General features: G+C 64.4%; 13 protein-coding genes. 7 read left to right on the forward strand and 6 right to left on the reverse strand.

Translation table 11 applies throughout. The annotated features are described in order from the left end of the window. Positions 1 to 148: 148 nt before the first annotated feature. From NJF35_RS10365 to fabB, 5 genes are all read left to right on the forward strand, one after another. Positions 149 to 2,296 (forward strand): TonB-dependent receptor plug domain-containing protein, encoded by a 2,148-nt coding sequence (locus NJF35_RS10365; protein ID WP_253091000.1) that lies wholly within the window; start codon positions 149 to 151, stop codon positions 2,294 to 2,296. Next, positions 2,296 to 3,186, forward strand: a complete 891-nt coding sequence (locus tag NJF35_RS10370) for an ABC transporter substrate-binding protein (RefSeq protein ID WP_253091001.1) — start codon at positions 2,296 to 2,298, stop codon at positions 3,184 to 3,186. The genes NJF35_RS10365 and NJF35_RS10370 overlap by 1 nt, the downstream gene beginning before the upstream one ends. After that, positions 3,183 to 5,114, forward strand: a complete 1,932-nt coding sequence (locus NJF35_RS10375) for a response regulator (RefSeq protein WP_253081566.1) — start codon at positions 3,183 to 3,185, stop codon at positions 5,112 to 5,114. Before NJF35_RS10370 ends, NJF35_RS10375 begins: the two co-directional genes overlap by 4 nt. A gap of 207 nt (positions 5,115 to 5,321) precedes the next feature. After that, positions 5,322 to 5,837: a 3-hydroxyacyl-[acyl-carrier-protein] dehydratase FabA gene (fabA, locus tag NJF35_RS10380; protein ID WP_028690473.1), complete on the forward strand. Its 516-nt coding sequence runs from the start codon at positions 5,322 to 5,324 to the stop codon at positions 5,835 to 5,837. Positions 5,838 to 5,848: 11 nt separating this feature from the next. Continuing rightward, positions 5,849 to 7,069, forward strand: coding sequence for a beta-ketoacyl-ACP synthase I (fabB, locus tag NJF35_RS10385; RefSeq protein ID WP_225790397.1), 1,221 nt, complete (start codon positions 5,849 to 5,851; stop codon positions 7,067 to 7,069). A 121-nt stretch (positions 7,070 to 7,190) separates the two neighbouring features. Here the strand turns inward: fabB and NJF35_RS10390 are convergent, their stop codons facing one another. Continuing rightward, positions 7,191 to 8,195 (reverse strand): amidohydrolase family protein, encoded by a 1,005-nt coding sequence (locus NJF35_RS10390; RefSeq protein WP_253091002.1) that lies wholly within the window; start codon positions 8,193 to 8,195, stop codon positions 7,191 to 7,193. Positions 8,196 to 8,312: 117 nt separating this feature from the next. Here NJF35_RS10390 and NJF35_RS10395 point away from each other — a divergent pair, with 117 nt between their 5' ends. Then, positions 8,313 to 9,176 (forward strand): pirin family protein, encoded by an 864-nt coding sequence (locus NJF35_RS10395; protein ID WP_253081564.1) that lies wholly within the window; start codon positions 8,313 to 8,315, stop codon positions 9,174 to 9,176. A gap of 33 nt (positions 9,177 to 9,209) precedes the next feature. Here the strand turns inward: NJF35_RS10395 and NJF35_RS10400 are convergent, their stop codons facing one another. The 4 genes from NJF35_RS10400 to NJF35_RS10415 all read right to left on the reverse strand — a co-directional run bounded on the left by NJF35_RS10400 (position 9,210) and on the right by NJF35_RS10415 (position 13,134). Further along, positions 9,210 to 9,935, reverse strand: coding sequence for a dienelactone hydrolase family protein (locus NJF35_RS10400; protein ID WP_225790394.1), 726 nt, complete (start codon positions 9,933 to 9,935; stop codon positions 9,210 to 9,212). Between the two features lie 264 nt (positions 9,936 to 10,199). Beyond that, positions 10,200 to 12,107, reverse strand: a complete 1,908-nt coding sequence (gene htpG / locus NJF35_RS10405; RefSeq protein ID WP_225790393.1) for a molecular chaperone HtpG — start codon at positions 12,105 to 12,107, stop codon at positions 10,200 to 10,202. 95 nt (positions 12,108 to 12,202) lie between these two features. Next, entirely contained in the window at positions 12,203 to 12,661 is a 459-nt protein-coding gene (locus tag NJF35_RS10410; protein ID WP_225790392.1) for a PaaI family thioesterase, read from the reverse strand. Then, complete coding sequence (locus tag NJF35_RS10415; protein ID WP_225790391.1) at positions 12,658 to 13,134, reverse strand: PaaI family thioesterase; 477 nt, start codon at positions 13,132 to 13,134, stop codon at positions 12,658 to 12,660. Before NJF35_RS10415 ends, NJF35_RS10410 begins: the two co-directional genes overlap by 4 nt. A gap of 157 nt (positions 13,135 to 13,291) precedes the next feature. Between NJF35_RS10415 and NJF35_RS10420 the strand changes: the two genes are divergently transcribed. Further along, the gene (locus NJF35_RS10420; RefSeq protein ID WP_225790390.1) at positions 13,292 to 13,594 is read left to right on the forward strand and encodes a hypothetical protein; all 303 of its coding nucleotides are present in this window, start codon (positions 13,292 to 13,294) and stop codon (positions 13,592 to 13,594) included. Positions 13,595 to 13,660: 66 nt separating this feature from the next. Here the strand turns inward: NJF35_RS10420 and NJF35_RS10425 are convergent, their stop codons facing one another. After that, positions 13,661 to 14,410 carry a DUF599 domain-containing protein gene (locus tag NJF35_RS10425; protein ID WP_253091003.1) on the reverse strand — a complete coding sequence of 250 codons (750 nt, stop codon included), beginning with the start codon at positions 14,408 to 14,410 and terminating at the stop codon, positions 13,661 to 13,663. Between the last annotated feature and the right edge of the window lie 103 nt (positions 14,411 to 14,513).

The following is a 14,513-nucleotide window of genomic DNA, read 5'->3' on the forward strand; positions in this document are numbered from 1 at the left end:
GTGGCGACCGGAGCATTATACGGCGCGCTTACGCCAGAACCAGCGTCTCGCTCTCCCAACCCGAAGCCACCCCCGCTTTTCCTTGCAGCTTGCAGCTTGTGGCTTGTGTCTCACCGCCCGACTGGAAAAACCCCCACGGTCGGTTAACATGCCTGACTCATCCCTGAAACAAGGCCGTACCGTGTTCCCTGGCACGCCACCCTTCCCTCGCCTGCTATTGCTGACTGCCCTGGTGGGCGGGCCGGCCGTGGCCGACGACCTGTTCCTCGACAACCAGGACCTGCCACAGATTCTGACCGCCACCCGCCTGAAACAGTCCCCCGCGGCGGTGCCCGGCAGCATGACCGTGCTCGACCGCGAGCTGATCCGTGCCAGCGGCGCCCGAGACATTCCCGAGCTCATGCGCCTGGTGCCGGGGATGATGATCGGCTATGGCGCCGGCAACCAGCCGACGGTCAATTACCACGGCAGCAACGTCAACGACGCCCGGCGCATGCAGGTACTGATCGATGGCCGCTCGGTGTACCGCGCTGGCTTGGCCACGGTGGACTGGAGCGACATCCCGCTGGCAATGGAAGACATCGAGCGGATCGAAGTGTTCCGTGGCCCCAATACCGTCAGCTATGGCGCCAACGCCCTGATGGCGGTGGTCAACATCCTCACCCGCAACCCCGCCGACAGCCATGGCACGCGGCTGAAGGTCACCCGCGGCCAGGACGGCATCAACGACTACTACGTCAGCCATGGTTTCGGCTGGGACGGTGGCGACCTGCGCCTGTCACTGTCCGGCATGCAGGACGACGGCTTCGACAGCGACCAGTTCGGCCAGGACTACCGCGACAGCCGACGCCTGAACCGCTTCAACCTCAGCGTCAGCCACAACCTGGCGCCCAACCAGACCCTGGAATGGCAACTGGCGGCCAAGGAAGGCAGCAACCAGCGGCCCTACACCTACGAGCCGGTGTTTCCCTTCGTCACCGCCCGTGGCGACAACGCCGACGTCAACGCCAAGGACTACGCAGGCTCGGTGCGCTGGAACATCGATTTCAACCCCGAGCACAGCCTGTACGTCCAGGGTTCGGCCCAGCACTTCGACCGCCAGCAGGTGTGGCGTGCCTGTGACGCGGCCCTGGCGTTCAGCCCCGAACTGACCCGGCTGTGGCAACTGAACCCCGACTACGCCGAGCAGGTGGCCCGCCGGGCTTTCGACCCGCCCAACAGCAGCGACCCGGTGCAGCAGGCCCTGCGCGACCAGATCAAGAACCAGTGGGACAACCTCGGCGGCAAGCAGGTGGTGTGCGGCGACGTCGACCAGAGCACCCGCGAGACCCGCTACGACCTGGAGATCCAGGACACCCTCAGCCTGACCGACAACCTGCGCCTGCTCAGCGGCATGAACTACCGCTACGACCGGGCCGATTCGCAGACCTATTTCAACGGCGCCCTGGACGACCAGACCTGGCGCCTGTTCGGCCAGTTGGAATGGCGCGCCGATGAGCACTGGATCCTCCAGGGTGGGGCGATGTTCGAGGACACCCGCCTCTCTGGCAGCTCACTGACCCCGCGCCTGGCGGTCAACTACCTGATCACCCCGCGCCACGGCCTGCGCGCGGTGTACTCCGAAGCGGTGCGCTCGCCCGACATGTTCGAGAACAACGTCAACTGGAGCTACCGGGTCAACAACCTCAGCCCCACCGCGTTCGGCCAGCAGCACGCCGAGTATTTCGTCAAGACCCGTGGCCCGGGCAACCTCGACCAGGAGCGCATGCGCTCGCGGGAGCTGGGCTACAACGGCCACTTCAGCGACATCGACCTGAGCATGGACGTGAAGCTGTTCTATGACGAGATCACCGGCATGATCAGCGAGCCGCTGCGCAACAACCAATACATCGCCAGCAATGCCAACAAGGCCCGCTTCAGCGGCAGCGAGGCGCAACTGGACTGGCGCCCCACCCAGCACGACCGCTTGCGCCTGACCTATGCCTATGTCGACGCCTGGGCCAGCAACCCCGCCGACCGCCGTCTCAGTGCCCGCAACAGTGGCTCGGCCGGGTGGATGCGCGACTGGGGCGACGGCTGGTCCAGCGCGCTGTTCTACTATGGCGACGACGCCCTCAACCAATACCGCTACGAGCGCCTCGACCTGCGCCTGGCCAAGCGCATTCGCCTGCAGGGCACCAGCCTGGAACTGGCCGCGCTCTGGCAGCAGCGCCTGGACGACGAGCCGATCACCGCCCCGCAGAACCGCTATGACAGCCGCCACCGCCTGAGCGTCAGCGCGGAGCTTGAGTTCTGATGCGCCGCCTGCTGGGCCTGCTGCTGTTATGCCTGTGGCCGCTGGGGTCGCTGTCGGCCGGCGAAGTCCTGCTGGTCGGCGCCGAAGACCAGCCCGGTATCCGCAGCTTCGTCGCGGCCCTGGACGCACGTCGCAGCCACGACCAGGTACGTTTCCAGACAGTGACCGAGCTGCCACGCCCGGGCCAGTTGAAAGCCGACATCCGCCTGGTGCTGCTCGACGGCGTCGCCCTCGACTGGCGCATGACCGAGGCAGCCGGGCCACCCGCCCTGGCCTTGCGGGTCAGCCGGGTGCAGGCCGAACAGCGCCTGGGCAAGGCCCGTCCGGCCTTCCTCAGCCTGCTGTGGAGCGACCCGCCCCCGGCCCGGCAACTACGCCTGACCCGCTACCTGCTGCCCCAGGCACGACGGGTCGGGGTGCTGTACGGCGAGCACAGCCGCTTCCTGCTCGACGAACTGCGCCTGGCCGCCAGCCCGCTGGGCCTGGAGATCGTCGCCCAGGACTGGCCCGACCCGCGCGACAGTCGTCCGTTGCAGCACCTGCTGGGTAGCAGCGACGTGCTGCTGGGCATCGACGACCCCCACCTGTACAACTCCACGACCGCCAAGAACGTGCTGCTCAGCAGCTATGGCCGGCAAATGGCCTTGATCGGGCCAAGCGCCGGCTTCGTCCGCGCCGGCGCCCTGGCGAGCACCTACAGCGACCAGGACGACTGGCTGGCGGTGCTCGACCGGCTGCTCGACCAGGCGCCGGCCCGCTGGCCGCGCAGCCTCTACCCCGAGCACTTCGGAGTCAGTGGCAACCAGCAGGTGGCACGGGCCCTGGGCCTGGAGCCGATCGATCCGAAGGCCGCCGCCCTGGCCCTGGCCGAAGGAGAACCCACCCCATGAGCAGACGCCTGAGCTGGGACATCCACACCCGTACCCAGATCATCAGCCTGGGCCCAGCGCTCCTGTTGACCCTGCTGCTGATCAGTTTCTTCACCTTCGTGCGTATCCAGGACCTGCGCCAGGAGCTCAACCACACCGGCCAACTGATCGCCAACCAACTGGCCCCGGCCTCCGAATACGGGGTGATCTCGGGCAACAACGAGGTGCTGGAGAGCCTGATGCGGGCCACCTTGAGCATTCCCCACGTGCGCTTCCTGGAGGTGCAGGACAGCCGCAACCACATCCTGGTGTACGTGGAACAGGGCAGCGAGAACAGCAGCCGCTCCCAGCGCGTGGAAGTGTTCCAGGCCCCCATCCGCCTGCAGCAGATCCGCCTGGACGACGACTTCCTGCAACAGGGCGACATGCCCACCCCGAGCGTCGGCGACGATTACCTCGGGCGGGTGATCGTCGGCATGTCCGACGATGCCTTCAGCCAGCGCCAGCAGGAAATCGTCATCAAGGCCGGCATCCTCGCCCTGTTCGCCCTGCTGTTCACCTTCCTGCTGGCGCGACGCCTGGCCAGGAGCCTGGCCAAGCCGATCAGCGACATGGGCCACGCGGTCAAGGCGATCCAGCAGGGCGAGTTCAATGCGCCGGTCCCGGTGGTCGACGACAGCGAACTGGGCCACCTGGCCCGTCACATCAACAACCTGGCCAGCGCCCTGGAGCAGGCCAGCCACGAGCAGAAACAGGCCATCGCGCAATTGATCCAGGCCCGCGAGGAGGCCGAGCAGGCCAACCGGGCCAAGTCGGACTTCCTGGCGATGATGAGCCATGAGCTGCGCACCCCCATGAATGGCGTGCTCGGCATGCTGCAGTTGCTGGAAACCACCCAGCTGACCAGCGAACAGGCCGAATACACCGCGGTGGCCAGCGAATCCACCGGCCACCTGCTCAAGGTGATCAACGACATCCTCGATTTCTCGCGGATCGAGCGCACCGCCCTGGAGCTGGAACACATCGGCTTCAACCTGGGCGAACTGATCGCCAGCAGCGTCCAGTCGTTCCAGCACAGCGCCCAGCAGCGCGGCCTGGACCTGCGCCTGCAACAGCAGACGGGGATCGAACGGCTAGGGGTGACGGGCGACCCGACGCGGATCCGCCAGATCCTGCTGAACCTGATCGGCAACGCCCTGAAGTTCACCGAACAAGGCGAAGTGCACGTGCAGACCCACTGGCAGGTGCTCGATCAGCAACAGGTCTGGTTCACCTGTGCAGTGCGCGACACCGGTATCGGCATCGACAACGAACGGCTGGAGATGATGTTCGTCGCCTTCCAGCAGGCCGACAGCTCGATTTCCCGGCGCTACGGCGGCACCGGCCTGGGCCTGGCGATCGCCCGCACCCTGGCCGAGCGCATGGGGGGCCGCTTGCGGGGCGAGAGCCGTGAAGGCCTGGGCTCGACCTTTACCCTGGAGATCCCCCTGACCTTGGCCAGCGCCCCTGCGGCCCTGCTCCCAGGCAACGTAGAGCAGGGCCGGCCTGCCGCCTTGGGCGGCCGGATCCTGTTGGTGGAGGACAATCCGGTCAACCAGAGCGTCATCGAGGCCATGCTGCGTAGCCTGGGCTTCGATGTCAGCGTGGCGCTCGATGGCCTGCAGGCCATCGAGCAGGTGCAGCAGCAGTCGTTCGCGGCCGTGCTGATGGACTGCCGCCTGCCCCGGATGGACGGCTACGAAGCCACCCGGCGCATCCGCCTGCTACCCCGCGGCGCCCAAGTACCGATCATCGCCCTGACCGCCAATGCCCTGCAGGGCGACCGCGAGCGCTGCCTGGCCATCGGGATGAACGATTACCTGAGCAAACCCTTCAAGCGCACCGACCTGCAGCAGGTCCTGCAACGTTGGCTGCCCGGGCAGACAGCTGCGACTGGCGATAAAAGCTAAATTGCGGCAGTCTAGAGGCTGGACAGAACCCATCACTGGGCCTGAAAATACCGGTTTCAGTGCACACCTGTACTTCTTTTGCCAGGTGCGCTGTGACTTTCACCACAACGCAATAGTCTACCTGTAGGCTGCCGCCCCGGACTCAGAGGGTTCCGGGCCGGCCGGGAAGATTCATCCCCTGCCGCAGGGGGTTATTGAGGAGCTCGCATGACCAAACAACACGCCTTTACTCGGGAAGACCTGCTGCGCTGCAGTCGCGGTGAGCTGTTCGGCCCCGGTAATGCGCAACTGCCCGCCCCGAACATGCTGATGGTCGATCGCATTACCCATATCAGCGAGGAAGGCGGCAAGTTCGGCAAAGGTGAATTGGTCGCCGAGCTGGATATCAATCCGGACCTGTGGTTCTTCGCCTGCCACTTCGAAGGCGATCCGGTCATGCCGGGCTGCCTGGGCCTGGACGCCATGTGGCAGCTGGTCGGTTTCTTCCTCGGCTGGCAGGGCCTGCCGGGCCGTGGCCGTGCGCTGGGCTCAGGTGAAGTGAAGTTCTTCGGCCAGGTCCTGCCGGAAGCGAAGAAGGTCACCTACAACATTCACATCAAGCGCGTCCTGAAGGGCAAGCTGAACATGGCCATCGCCGATGGCTCGGTCAGCGTCGATGGCCGCGAGATCTACACCGCCGAAGGCCTGCGGGTCGGCGTGTTCACCTCCACTGACAATTTCTAAGGGTTATTCGCATGCGCCGCGTCGTTATCACTGGTCTGGGCATCGTATCGTGCCTGGGCAATGACAAAGCTACCGTCACCGAAAACCTGCGCAAGAGCCGTCCGGGCATTCGTTTCAACCCGGAATACAAGGAAATGGGGCTGCGTAGCCAGGTTTCCGGTTCCATCGACCTCAACCTCGAAGAACTGATCGACCGCAAGGTCTTCCGCTTCGTCGGCCACGCCGCCGCCTATGCCTACCTGGCCATGGAACAGGCGATCAAGGACTCGGGCCTGACCGAAGAACAGGTGTCCAACCCGCGCACCGGCCTGATCGCCGGCAGCGGCGGCGCCTCGACCCTGAACCAGATGGAAGCGCTGGACATCCTGCGCGAGAAGGGCGTCAAGCGTGTCGGCCCGTACCGCGTCACCCGTACCATGAGCAGCACCGTCTCGGCGTGCCTGGCCACGCCGTTCAAGATCAAGGGCCTGAACTACTCCATCGCCTCGGCCTGCGCCACCAGCGCACACTGCATCGGCACCGCCATGGAGCAGATCCAGATGGGCAAGCAGGACATCGTCTTCGCCGGCGGCGGTGAAGAAGAGCACTGGAGCCAGTCGTTCCTGTTCGACGCCATGGGCGCCCTGTCCACCAAGCGCAACGAGACGCCGGAGCTGGCCTCGCGCGCCTACGACGCCGACCGTGATGGCTTCGTCATCGCGGGCGGTGGTGGCATGGTGGTGGTCGAGGAGCTGGAACACGCCCTGGCCCGTGGCGCCAAGATCTATGCCGAGATCGTCGGCTACGGCGCCACCTCCGACGGCTACGACATGGTCGCCCCGAGCGGCGAAGGCGCGATCCGCTGCATGCAGCAGGCGCTGTCCACCGTCGACGCCCCGATCGACTACCTGAACACCCACGGCACCTCGACCCCGGTCGGCGATGTCGCCGAGATCAAGGGCGTTCGCGAAGTGTTCGGCGACAAGGCACCGAAGATCAGCTCGACCAAGAGCCTGTCCGGCCACTCCCTGGGCGCCGCCGGTGTCCACGAGGCGATCTACTGCCTGCTGATGATGGAAAACAACTTCATCGCCGGCTCCGCCAACATCGACGAGCTGGACCCGGAAGTCGCCGACATGCCGATCCTGTGCAAGACCGAGGAAAACGCCAAGGTCGACACCGTCATGAGCAACAGCTTCGGCTTCGGTGGCACCAACGCCACCCTGGTGCTCAAGCGCTGGCAGGGCAAGTGATGCCTTGAAGGCCTGTTGAAAACGCCCCGACCGGTTCGGGGCGTTTTCTTTTGTACCGCCTCCCAGGCCGCCCTCACAGCCTGTGCGGGGCCGCTTCGCGCCCCAATACCATCCAGACCGCTCAATGCCCTTTGGGCAGTACCGCCAGGAAATTGCCCCGCGCCACCTTGTCCGCCACCTCTGGCGGCAAGGCATCCAGGAACGGGTCGAAGGCGTGCATCTGCTCCCCCAGGCTGGAGAACCGCCCGACCACATCGGACCCTAGCATGAAACGATCGGGAAACCGTTTCACGAGCTCGACCCAAGCCTGCCTGGGCTTGCCCTGCTCATCCAGCAGGTAGGGCTCCAGCACGCTCCAGGACAGGTCGACATACAGGTTCGGATAGTCCTCCAGCAGCCGGCCCAGCAGCGGCAGGAGGAAGTTCATGCGCGTCTGGTGGCGGTGGATCTCCATGCTGGTCCCGGCATGGGCCCAGATGAAGCGGGTATGCGGATGGTTGCGCAGCGGCTCCTCGATTTCCGCCAGGTACAGCGGATTACGCTCGCGCTTGGAAGTGACGTTGGAGTGGATCAATACCGGCAGGTCACGCTCGGCCGCCAGGTGGTAGATCCGGGTCATGGCCTCGTTGTTGGCCCTGGGGGTGTCGCCGGTGGTCAGGGCGGTGAGGTCGTCGTGGCGGGTGAAGACCTCGCCGATCCCCTGCCAGAGCCCGGGATACAGGTCGAGCATGCGCTCGATATGGCTGACGGCATTCTTGTCCACCGGGTTGAAGCCACTGAGAAACGGATGGAAGCGACGCCGTTGCTCCGGCGGCAGGCGCTCCAGGGCGGCCGCCACATAAACATCGGTAGCGCTGTACCAGTAGGCATCGGCATCATCCCCGGCGTAATAGCGTGGGCGCTTGGGCTCATCCTCGTGCCATTTCTTGGCCACCGGGATGCCCGAGATCATCGATTGCTCGATCCCCGCCCTGTCCATGGCCTTGAGCAAGGCCGGCATGCCCTCGCTCTCCTGGAAGAAATCGACGTAATGCAAGTGGGCGTCACTGTAGCGGTAGTCACGTGCCTGCGCGGCCAGGCACAGCCCTCCAGACAACAGCAAGCAGGCCAGTGCTCTGGCGATCATGGGCAGCTTCCTTCTCCAAGTACGAACAGAGTAGACCGGCAAGCGCAGCGGACGGTTCAGCGACGGCCGCCAACCCGCTATGCTTGGGGCATCCACCGCCTTGCCTGGAGCCCTGTCATGAGCAGCCCACTGGTCATCCACCCACGCGCCGAATCGGTCGAGGGCCAGCCCATCCTGCGTCCGCTGCCTTCGGCCCAATGCCGCAGCGTCGGCCCCTTCGTGTTCTTCGACCACATGCTGGAGACCGACTACGCACCGGGCAGCGGCATGGACATCCGCCAGCACCCGCACATCGGCCTGTCGACCCTGACCTACCTGTTCGAGGGCGAGATCCTGCACAAGGACAGCCTGGGCTCCGAGCAGCGCGTGCTGCCCGGCGAGGTCAGCTGGATGACCGCCGGCCGCGGCGTCGCCCATGTCGAACGCACTCCCGTGGACAGCGTGGCCGCAGGGTCGCGCCTGCATGGCCTGCAGGTCTGGCTGGCATCGCCACGCGAGGCCGAGCAGGGGCCGGCCAGCTACAGCCACCACCCAGCGGACAGCCTGCCGGTCAGCGACAGCCTCGGCGTGCGCATCTGCATGATCGCCGGCGAAGGTTTCTGCCTGCGATCCCCAGTGCCGGTGCTCTCCCCTACCCTCTACGCCCATGTGCGGATGCAGCCGGCCACGACCCTGAACGTGCCGACGGAGCATGCGCAGCGTGCCCTGTACCTGCTCGATGGTGAACTGTTGCTCGGAGAGGACGAGGTCGACCCGTGCAGCCTGGTCGTGCTGCCGGAGGGCGAAGAGGTGACGCTGTACGCGCAAAGCGAATGCCAGCTGGTGCTTATCGGCGGCGCGCCACTGGATGGGCCACGGCGGATGAACTGGAACTTCGTGGCCAGCGATCCGGAGCTGATCGAACAGGCCCGTGCGCGCTGGGCGGCGGGTGACTGGCCCAGGGTGCCGGGGGAGACTTCGCGGATCGAACTGCCTCGCTGACGTGGGGCCGCTTCGCGGCCCCACCCAGGCACCTCAGCCCTGGAAGACCTCCGCCAGCAGGTTGTGCATGGCACGGAAGGCCCGCTCCGAGGTACGCCGGTCATACTGCATCTTGCCCGGCACGTTCGCCCCAGGATCGGTGAACGAATGCACCGCCCCACCATAGCTGACCAGTTGCCAGTCGACCTTGGCGGCGTTCATCTCATCCTCGAAGGCCGGCAACTGCTCCTTGGCCACCAATGGGTCGGACGCCCCGTGCAGCACCAGCACCGAACCCTGGATACGCTTGGCATCGGCCGGGTTCGGCGTGTCCAGGGTGCCGTGGAAGGAGACCGTGGCCTTGAGATCGGCCCCGGCACGGGCCAGTTCCAGGGCGCAACAGCCACCGAAGCAGAAACCGAAAGCCGCCACCTTGCCCGGCTCCAGCAGCGCCTTCGATTGCCCCAGCAATTGCGCCAGGGCTTCTTCCATGCGCTTGCGCAGCTCGCCGCGATCGTTCTTCAGCGGCATCATCGCCGCCCCCGCCTCATCGGCGTTGGATGGCCGCACCGATTGCCCATACAGGTCGGCGATCAGCACCACATAGCCTTTCTCGGCCACTTCCTTGGCGATCCGCTCGGCACCCTCGCCAATCCCCATCCAGTTCGGCGCCATCACCAAGCCCGGCTGAGGCAACGCGCCCGGCGTGTAGACCAGGCGGCTCTCATAAGCCTTGCCCGACAGGTGATAGACCAGCGACTCGACGATTACCTTGCTCATCAAACCCTCCTTGCACCATGAAAAAAGCCCGCCGAAGCGCAATGTCAGTCAGTTAAGCGGCGCTTTGTCATTTTTGGGGCTACCTTGCAGCCCATCGCCGGCAAAGCCGGCTCCCACAGGGACCGCGGCGACCACACATGATGCGGTTTGCACGGACAATGTGGGAGCCGGCTTGCCGGCGATGGGGCGCGAAGCGGCCCCAAATGGCAACTGAAAGTCTTAACTGACCGGCATTGCGCCGAAGCGGGCTTTCCTTGCATCAACTCAAGCAGACAGCTCGACCAGCAGCTTGTTCAGGCGACGAACGTAGGCCGCCGGATCCTTCAGGCTGTCACCGGCCGCCAGGGCCGCCTGGTCGAACAGGATGTGCGACAGCTCGGCGAAGCGATCCTCGCTCTGCTCGTTGTCCAGCTTCTCGATCAGCGGGTGGCCCGGGTTGAACTCGAAGATCGGCTTGGCTTCCGGTACCTTCTGCCCGCTGGCTTCGAGGATCTGGCGCATCTGCAGGCCCAGGTCCTGTTCGCCGATGGCCAGGATCGCCGGCGAGTCGGTCAGGCGGTGAGAGACCCGCACCTCGGCGACGCTGTCGCCCAGCGCGGTCTTCAGGCGCTCGACCAGGCCTTCCTTCTCCTTGGCAATCTCTTCCTGGGCTTTCTTGTCTTCTTCGGAATCCAACTGGCCCAGGTCCAGGTCGCCGCGGGCGACATCGACGAAGCCCTTGCCGTCGAACTCGTTGAGGTAGCTCATCAGCCACTCGTCGATGCGGTCGGTCAGCAGCAGGACCTCGATGCCCTTCTTGCGGAAGACTTCCAGGTGCGGGCTGTTCTTGACCTGCGCGTAGGTTTCGCCGGTCAGGTAGTAGATCTTGTCCTGGCCTTCCTTGGCGCGGGCCAGGTAGTCGGCCAGGGCGACGCTCTGCTCGCCACTGTCGTCATGAGTGGAGGCAAAGCGCAGCAGGCCGGCGATCTTCTCCTTGTTGGCGAAGTCCTCGGCCGGGCCCTCTTTCATCACCTGACCGAAGTTCTTCCAGAAGCCCTTGTACTGCTCGGGCTCGTTCTTCGCCAGCTTCTCCAGCATGTCCAGCACGCGCTTGGTCAGGGCCGTCTTCATCGAATCGATGATCGGGTCCTTCTGCAGGATCTCGCGGGAGACGTTCAGCGACAGGTCGTTGGAGTCGACCACACCCTTGATGAAACGCAGGTACAGCGGCAGGAACGACTCGGCCTGGTCCATGATGAACACGCGCTGCACGTACAGTTTCAGGCCGCGTGGCGCTTCGCGCTGGTACAGGTCGAACGGCGCACGGGCCGGCACGTACAGCAGCGAGTTGTATTCCAGCTTGCCTTCGACCTTGTTGTGGCTCCAGGCCAGCGGGTTCTCGAAGTCGTGGGCGATGTGCTTGTAGAACTCCTGGTACTCCTCGTCCTTGACCTCGGTGCGCGGACGGGTCCACAGGGCGCTGGCGCGGTTGACGGTTTCCCATTCCTGGGCCGGCTGCTCCTCGCCCTCGGCGGCCGCAGGCTGCTGCTTGGGCAGCTCGATCGGCAGGGCGATGTGGTCGGAGTATTTCTTGACGATGTTGCGCAGGCGCCAGCCGTCGGCGAACTCTTCCTCGCCCTTCTTCAGGTGCAGGACGATACGGGTGCCGCGCTGGGGCTTGTCGACGGTGGCGACTTCGAACTCGCCCTCGCCCTTGGACGACCAGTGCACACCCTCGGCGGCTGGCAAGCCGGCGCGACGGCTGAAGACGTCGACCTTGTCGGCGACGATGAACGCCGAATAGAAGCCGACGCCGAACTGGCCGATCAGGTGCGAGTCCTTCTTCTGGTCACCGGTCAGGCTCTTCATGAAGTCGGCGGTGCCGGACTTGGCGATGGTGCCCAGGTGGGTGATGACGTCCTCGCGGCTCATGCCGATACCGTTGTCCTCGAGGGTCACGGTGCCGGCATCCTTGTCGAAGCTCACGCGGATCTTCAGATCGGCATCGCCCTCGAGCAGTTCAGGCTTGGCCAGGGCCTCGAAACGCAGCTTGTCGGCGGCGTCGGAGGCGTTGGAGATCAGTTCGCGCAGGAAGATCTCCTTGTTCGAGTACAGCGAATGGATCATGAGGTGCAGCAGTTGCTTCACCTCGGTCTGGAAGCCCAGGGTTTCTTTTTGAGTCTCCACACTCATGGTCTTCAAAACTCCGATCTGATTGCAGTTGTCGCCTGGCGGCCGCGGTGGCCTGCGTTGAATGGCGGATGTCCTGCAGATGGGGGCTCGCTTGGCTATTTCAAGGGCTTTTCCGGTTCGATCTTGAAATGGGCCCGGGCAGTGGCGATCGGCGAGTCGCGATCGCCCTGCCAGGCGGTGATGGCGACGTTGGTCACCCGGCGGCCCTGGCGCCACAGCTGGCACTGGGCGAAAGTGTCGCGGTAGTGCCCGGCCCGCAGGTAATCGATGGAGAAGTCTATGATCTTCGGGATACTGGCGCTTTCGCTGTAGATCAGCAGGTACAGCGCCGCCGACAGCTCCATGAAGCCTGCGATCACGCCGCCATGGATCGCTGGCAGCAATGGGTTGCCGATGTTGTCCTGGCTGGCAGGCAGGCGGAACAGCAGGTCGTCGCCCTGGCGCTCGCATTCGATGCCGATCAGCCCGGCATAGGGGATCAACGCCAGCAAGGGCCGGTAGTCACCGACGGCATGGGCCTGGTTGAGACGTTCGCGGACATCCCGTGGAATCATGCCCTGCTCTCCTTGAGGCTGTTGCCGAAATGGATTCCGCCCTTGACCTGCGAGCCCAAGCGCATGAAGGTGCCGACCACCTGGCAGATCGGCTGCGCGGAGTCGTCCTGGTAGGCCGTGCCACGGGTGAAGATCACGTCGCGGGTCACCCGGTAGCATTGGGCATGGCCGAAGATGTCCTTGCCCGCCTGGGCCGGATGCATGTAGTCGATGCGCAGGTCGAGGGTCGGGCAGACTTCGAAGCGCGGCAGCGCGCACAAGGTCGCCATGCCGCAGGTGGTGTCCATCAGCGTGGTCAGGGCGCCGCCATGGACGGCGCCAGTCTGCGGGTTGCCGACGATCGCCGGCGACCAGGGCAGAACCAGGGTCATGCCGTCGGCATCGGCATGATGCACACGCATCTGCAACAGCTGGCAATGTTTCAAGGCCGACAAGAAACGTTCGGCCATGGCCATCAAGGTCGTATCGGTCATCTGCGGCTATTTCCGTGATCGATTTCACAGCGGCATGAAAACGGTGAAAAGTCCATATAGATCCGCGTGTTATATATCTGACATGTTTGCGGAACTTATTCCGCTTACTTGAACTCGAAGGAACAAGTCAGTTATTCCACCAAGGAGAGACACCCCCATGCGTAAACCTTTTGCTTTTGCTCTGATGCTGGCCGCTGCCATGGGTCTGGCCGCTTGCGACAAAGCGAGCGAGGACAAAGCCCAGGACGCACAGCAACACGCCGAGCAAGCCCAGGAGAAGATGGGCGAAGCTCAGGATAAGATGAACGAGGCCGCCAAGGAAAACGCCGAAGCCGCCAAAGATCAGGCCGAAGCGCAGCAGAAGGCCGCCGAGGAAGCCGCCCCGGCTACGCCGGCTCCGGAAACCGCACCTGCCACCCCTGCTCCGGACACCGCGCCGACCGAGCCAGCCAAGCAGTAAGCGGCACATACAAAAAAACCCGACATTGTCGGGTTTTTTTGTGCCTGGCGCTTTAGATGAAACGCTTCAGTTAATGCTACCGGTACTTTCCTTGCCCGCGTCCTGCGGTACATGTTCCGTCGGCGTGAAGACCATGACGTCCAGTACATCGGAGTGGAATTCCCGGCGATAGAGGATAAATACCACACCAACGCTCATGGCCATGAACAGCCATGGGCTGATGAACCAGCTCAACATGGCCATGCCGAAATAATACGAACGCAGGCCGAAGTTGAACTGGTTGGCTGCCAGCGACAATACCCGGGCCGCCCGCGATGCGAATGCCTTGCGCTCCAGTTCGTTGACCTGGCGCTCACCGACCATGGGCGCCGAGCCGACCAGCACGGCGGCGAAGTTGTACTGGCGCATGCACCAACTGAAAGTGAAGAAGGCATAGACGAACACCATCGCCAGGCACAGCAGCTTGATTTCCGACATCCCCTGGGAGGCCTGCTGTACCAGCGGCAGGTCCGCCAGCAGCGACAACGCCCGGTCCGAGGCGCCCAGCACGGTGAGGATGCCGGCCAGGATGATCAGCGTACTGGAGGCGAAGAACGAGGCATTGCGCTCCAGGTTGCCGATCACGCTGGCGTCGGCGATGCGGTTGTCGCGCAGCAGCATGCGGCGCATCCAGTCTTCCCGGTAGAGGTGCAGCACACTGGCCAGGCAGGCGGTGTCACGGCCTTTCCAGATGGCATAGCGGGTGTAGCCGCCCCAGCAAAGGGCGAACCAGCAAACCGCCAGCAGGTTGCTCAGATTGCTTTGTATGAAGCTCATGCAGGCTCCTGATCGTTCCGGTGCACAGAATGATATAGACCGGCTTTCGACGCTCGGTCGACGGAAAAGGCACGCCTTGGTCGTAAAAAATCCAGGAGGAGAT

The sequence above is a fragment of the Pseudomonas guariconensis genome, from assembly GCF_024127895.1.
GTDB classification, from domain to species: Bacteria; Pseudomonadota; Gammaproteobacteria; order Pseudomonadales; family Pseudomonadaceae; genus Aquipseudomonas; species Aquipseudomonas guariconensis_B.

Coding starts and splice junctions, on each gene's coding strand:
- NJF35_RS10365 (WP_253091000.1), top strand. CDS start 149: ATGCCTGACTCATCCCTGAAACAAGGCCGTACCGTGTTCCCTGGCACG.
- NJF35_RS10370 (WP_253091001.1), top strand. CDS start 2,296: ATGCGCCGCCTGCTGGGCCTGCTGCTGTTATGCCTGTGGCCGCTGGGG.
- NJF35_RS10375 (WP_253081566.1), top strand. CDS start 3,183: ATGAGCAGACGCCTGAGCTGGGACATCCACACCCGTACCCAGATCATC.
- fabA (WP_028690473.1), top strand. CDS start 5,322: ATGACCAAACAACACGCCTTTACTCGGGAAGACCTGCTGCGCTGCAGT.
- fabB (WP_225790397.1), top strand. CDS start 5,849: ATGCGCCGCGTCGTTATCACTGGTCTGGGCATCGTATCGTGCCTGGGC.
- NJF35_RS10390 (WP_253091002.1), bottom strand. CDS start 8,195: ATGATCGCCAGAGCACTGGCCTGCTTGCTGTTGTCTGGAGGGCTGTGC.
- NJF35_RS10395 (WP_253081564.1), top strand. CDS start 8,313: ATGAGCAGCCCACTGGTCATCCACCCACGCGCCGAATCGGTCGAGGGC.
- NJF35_RS10400 (WP_225790394.1), bottom strand. CDS start 9,935: ATGAGCAAGGTAATCGTCGAGTCGCTGGTCTATCACCTGTCGGGCAAG.
- htpG (WP_225790393.1), bottom strand. CDS start 12,107: ATGAGTGTGGAGACTCAAAAAGAAACCCTGGGCTTCCAGACCGAGGTG.
- NJF35_RS10410 (WP_225790392.1), bottom strand. CDS start 12,661: ATGATTCCACGGGATGTCCGCGAACGTCTCAACCAGGCCCATGCCGTC.
- NJF35_RS10415 (WP_225790391.1), bottom strand. CDS start 13,134: ATGACCGATACGACCTTGATGGCCATGGCCGAACGTTTCTTGTCGGCC.
- NJF35_RS10420 (WP_225790390.1), top strand. CDS start 13,292: ATGCGTAAACCTTTTGCTTTTGCTCTGATGCTGGCCGCTGCCATGGGT.
- NJF35_RS10425 (WP_253091003.1), bottom strand. CDS start 14,410: ATGAGCTTCATACAAAGCAATCTGAGCAACCTGCTGGCGGTTTGCTGG.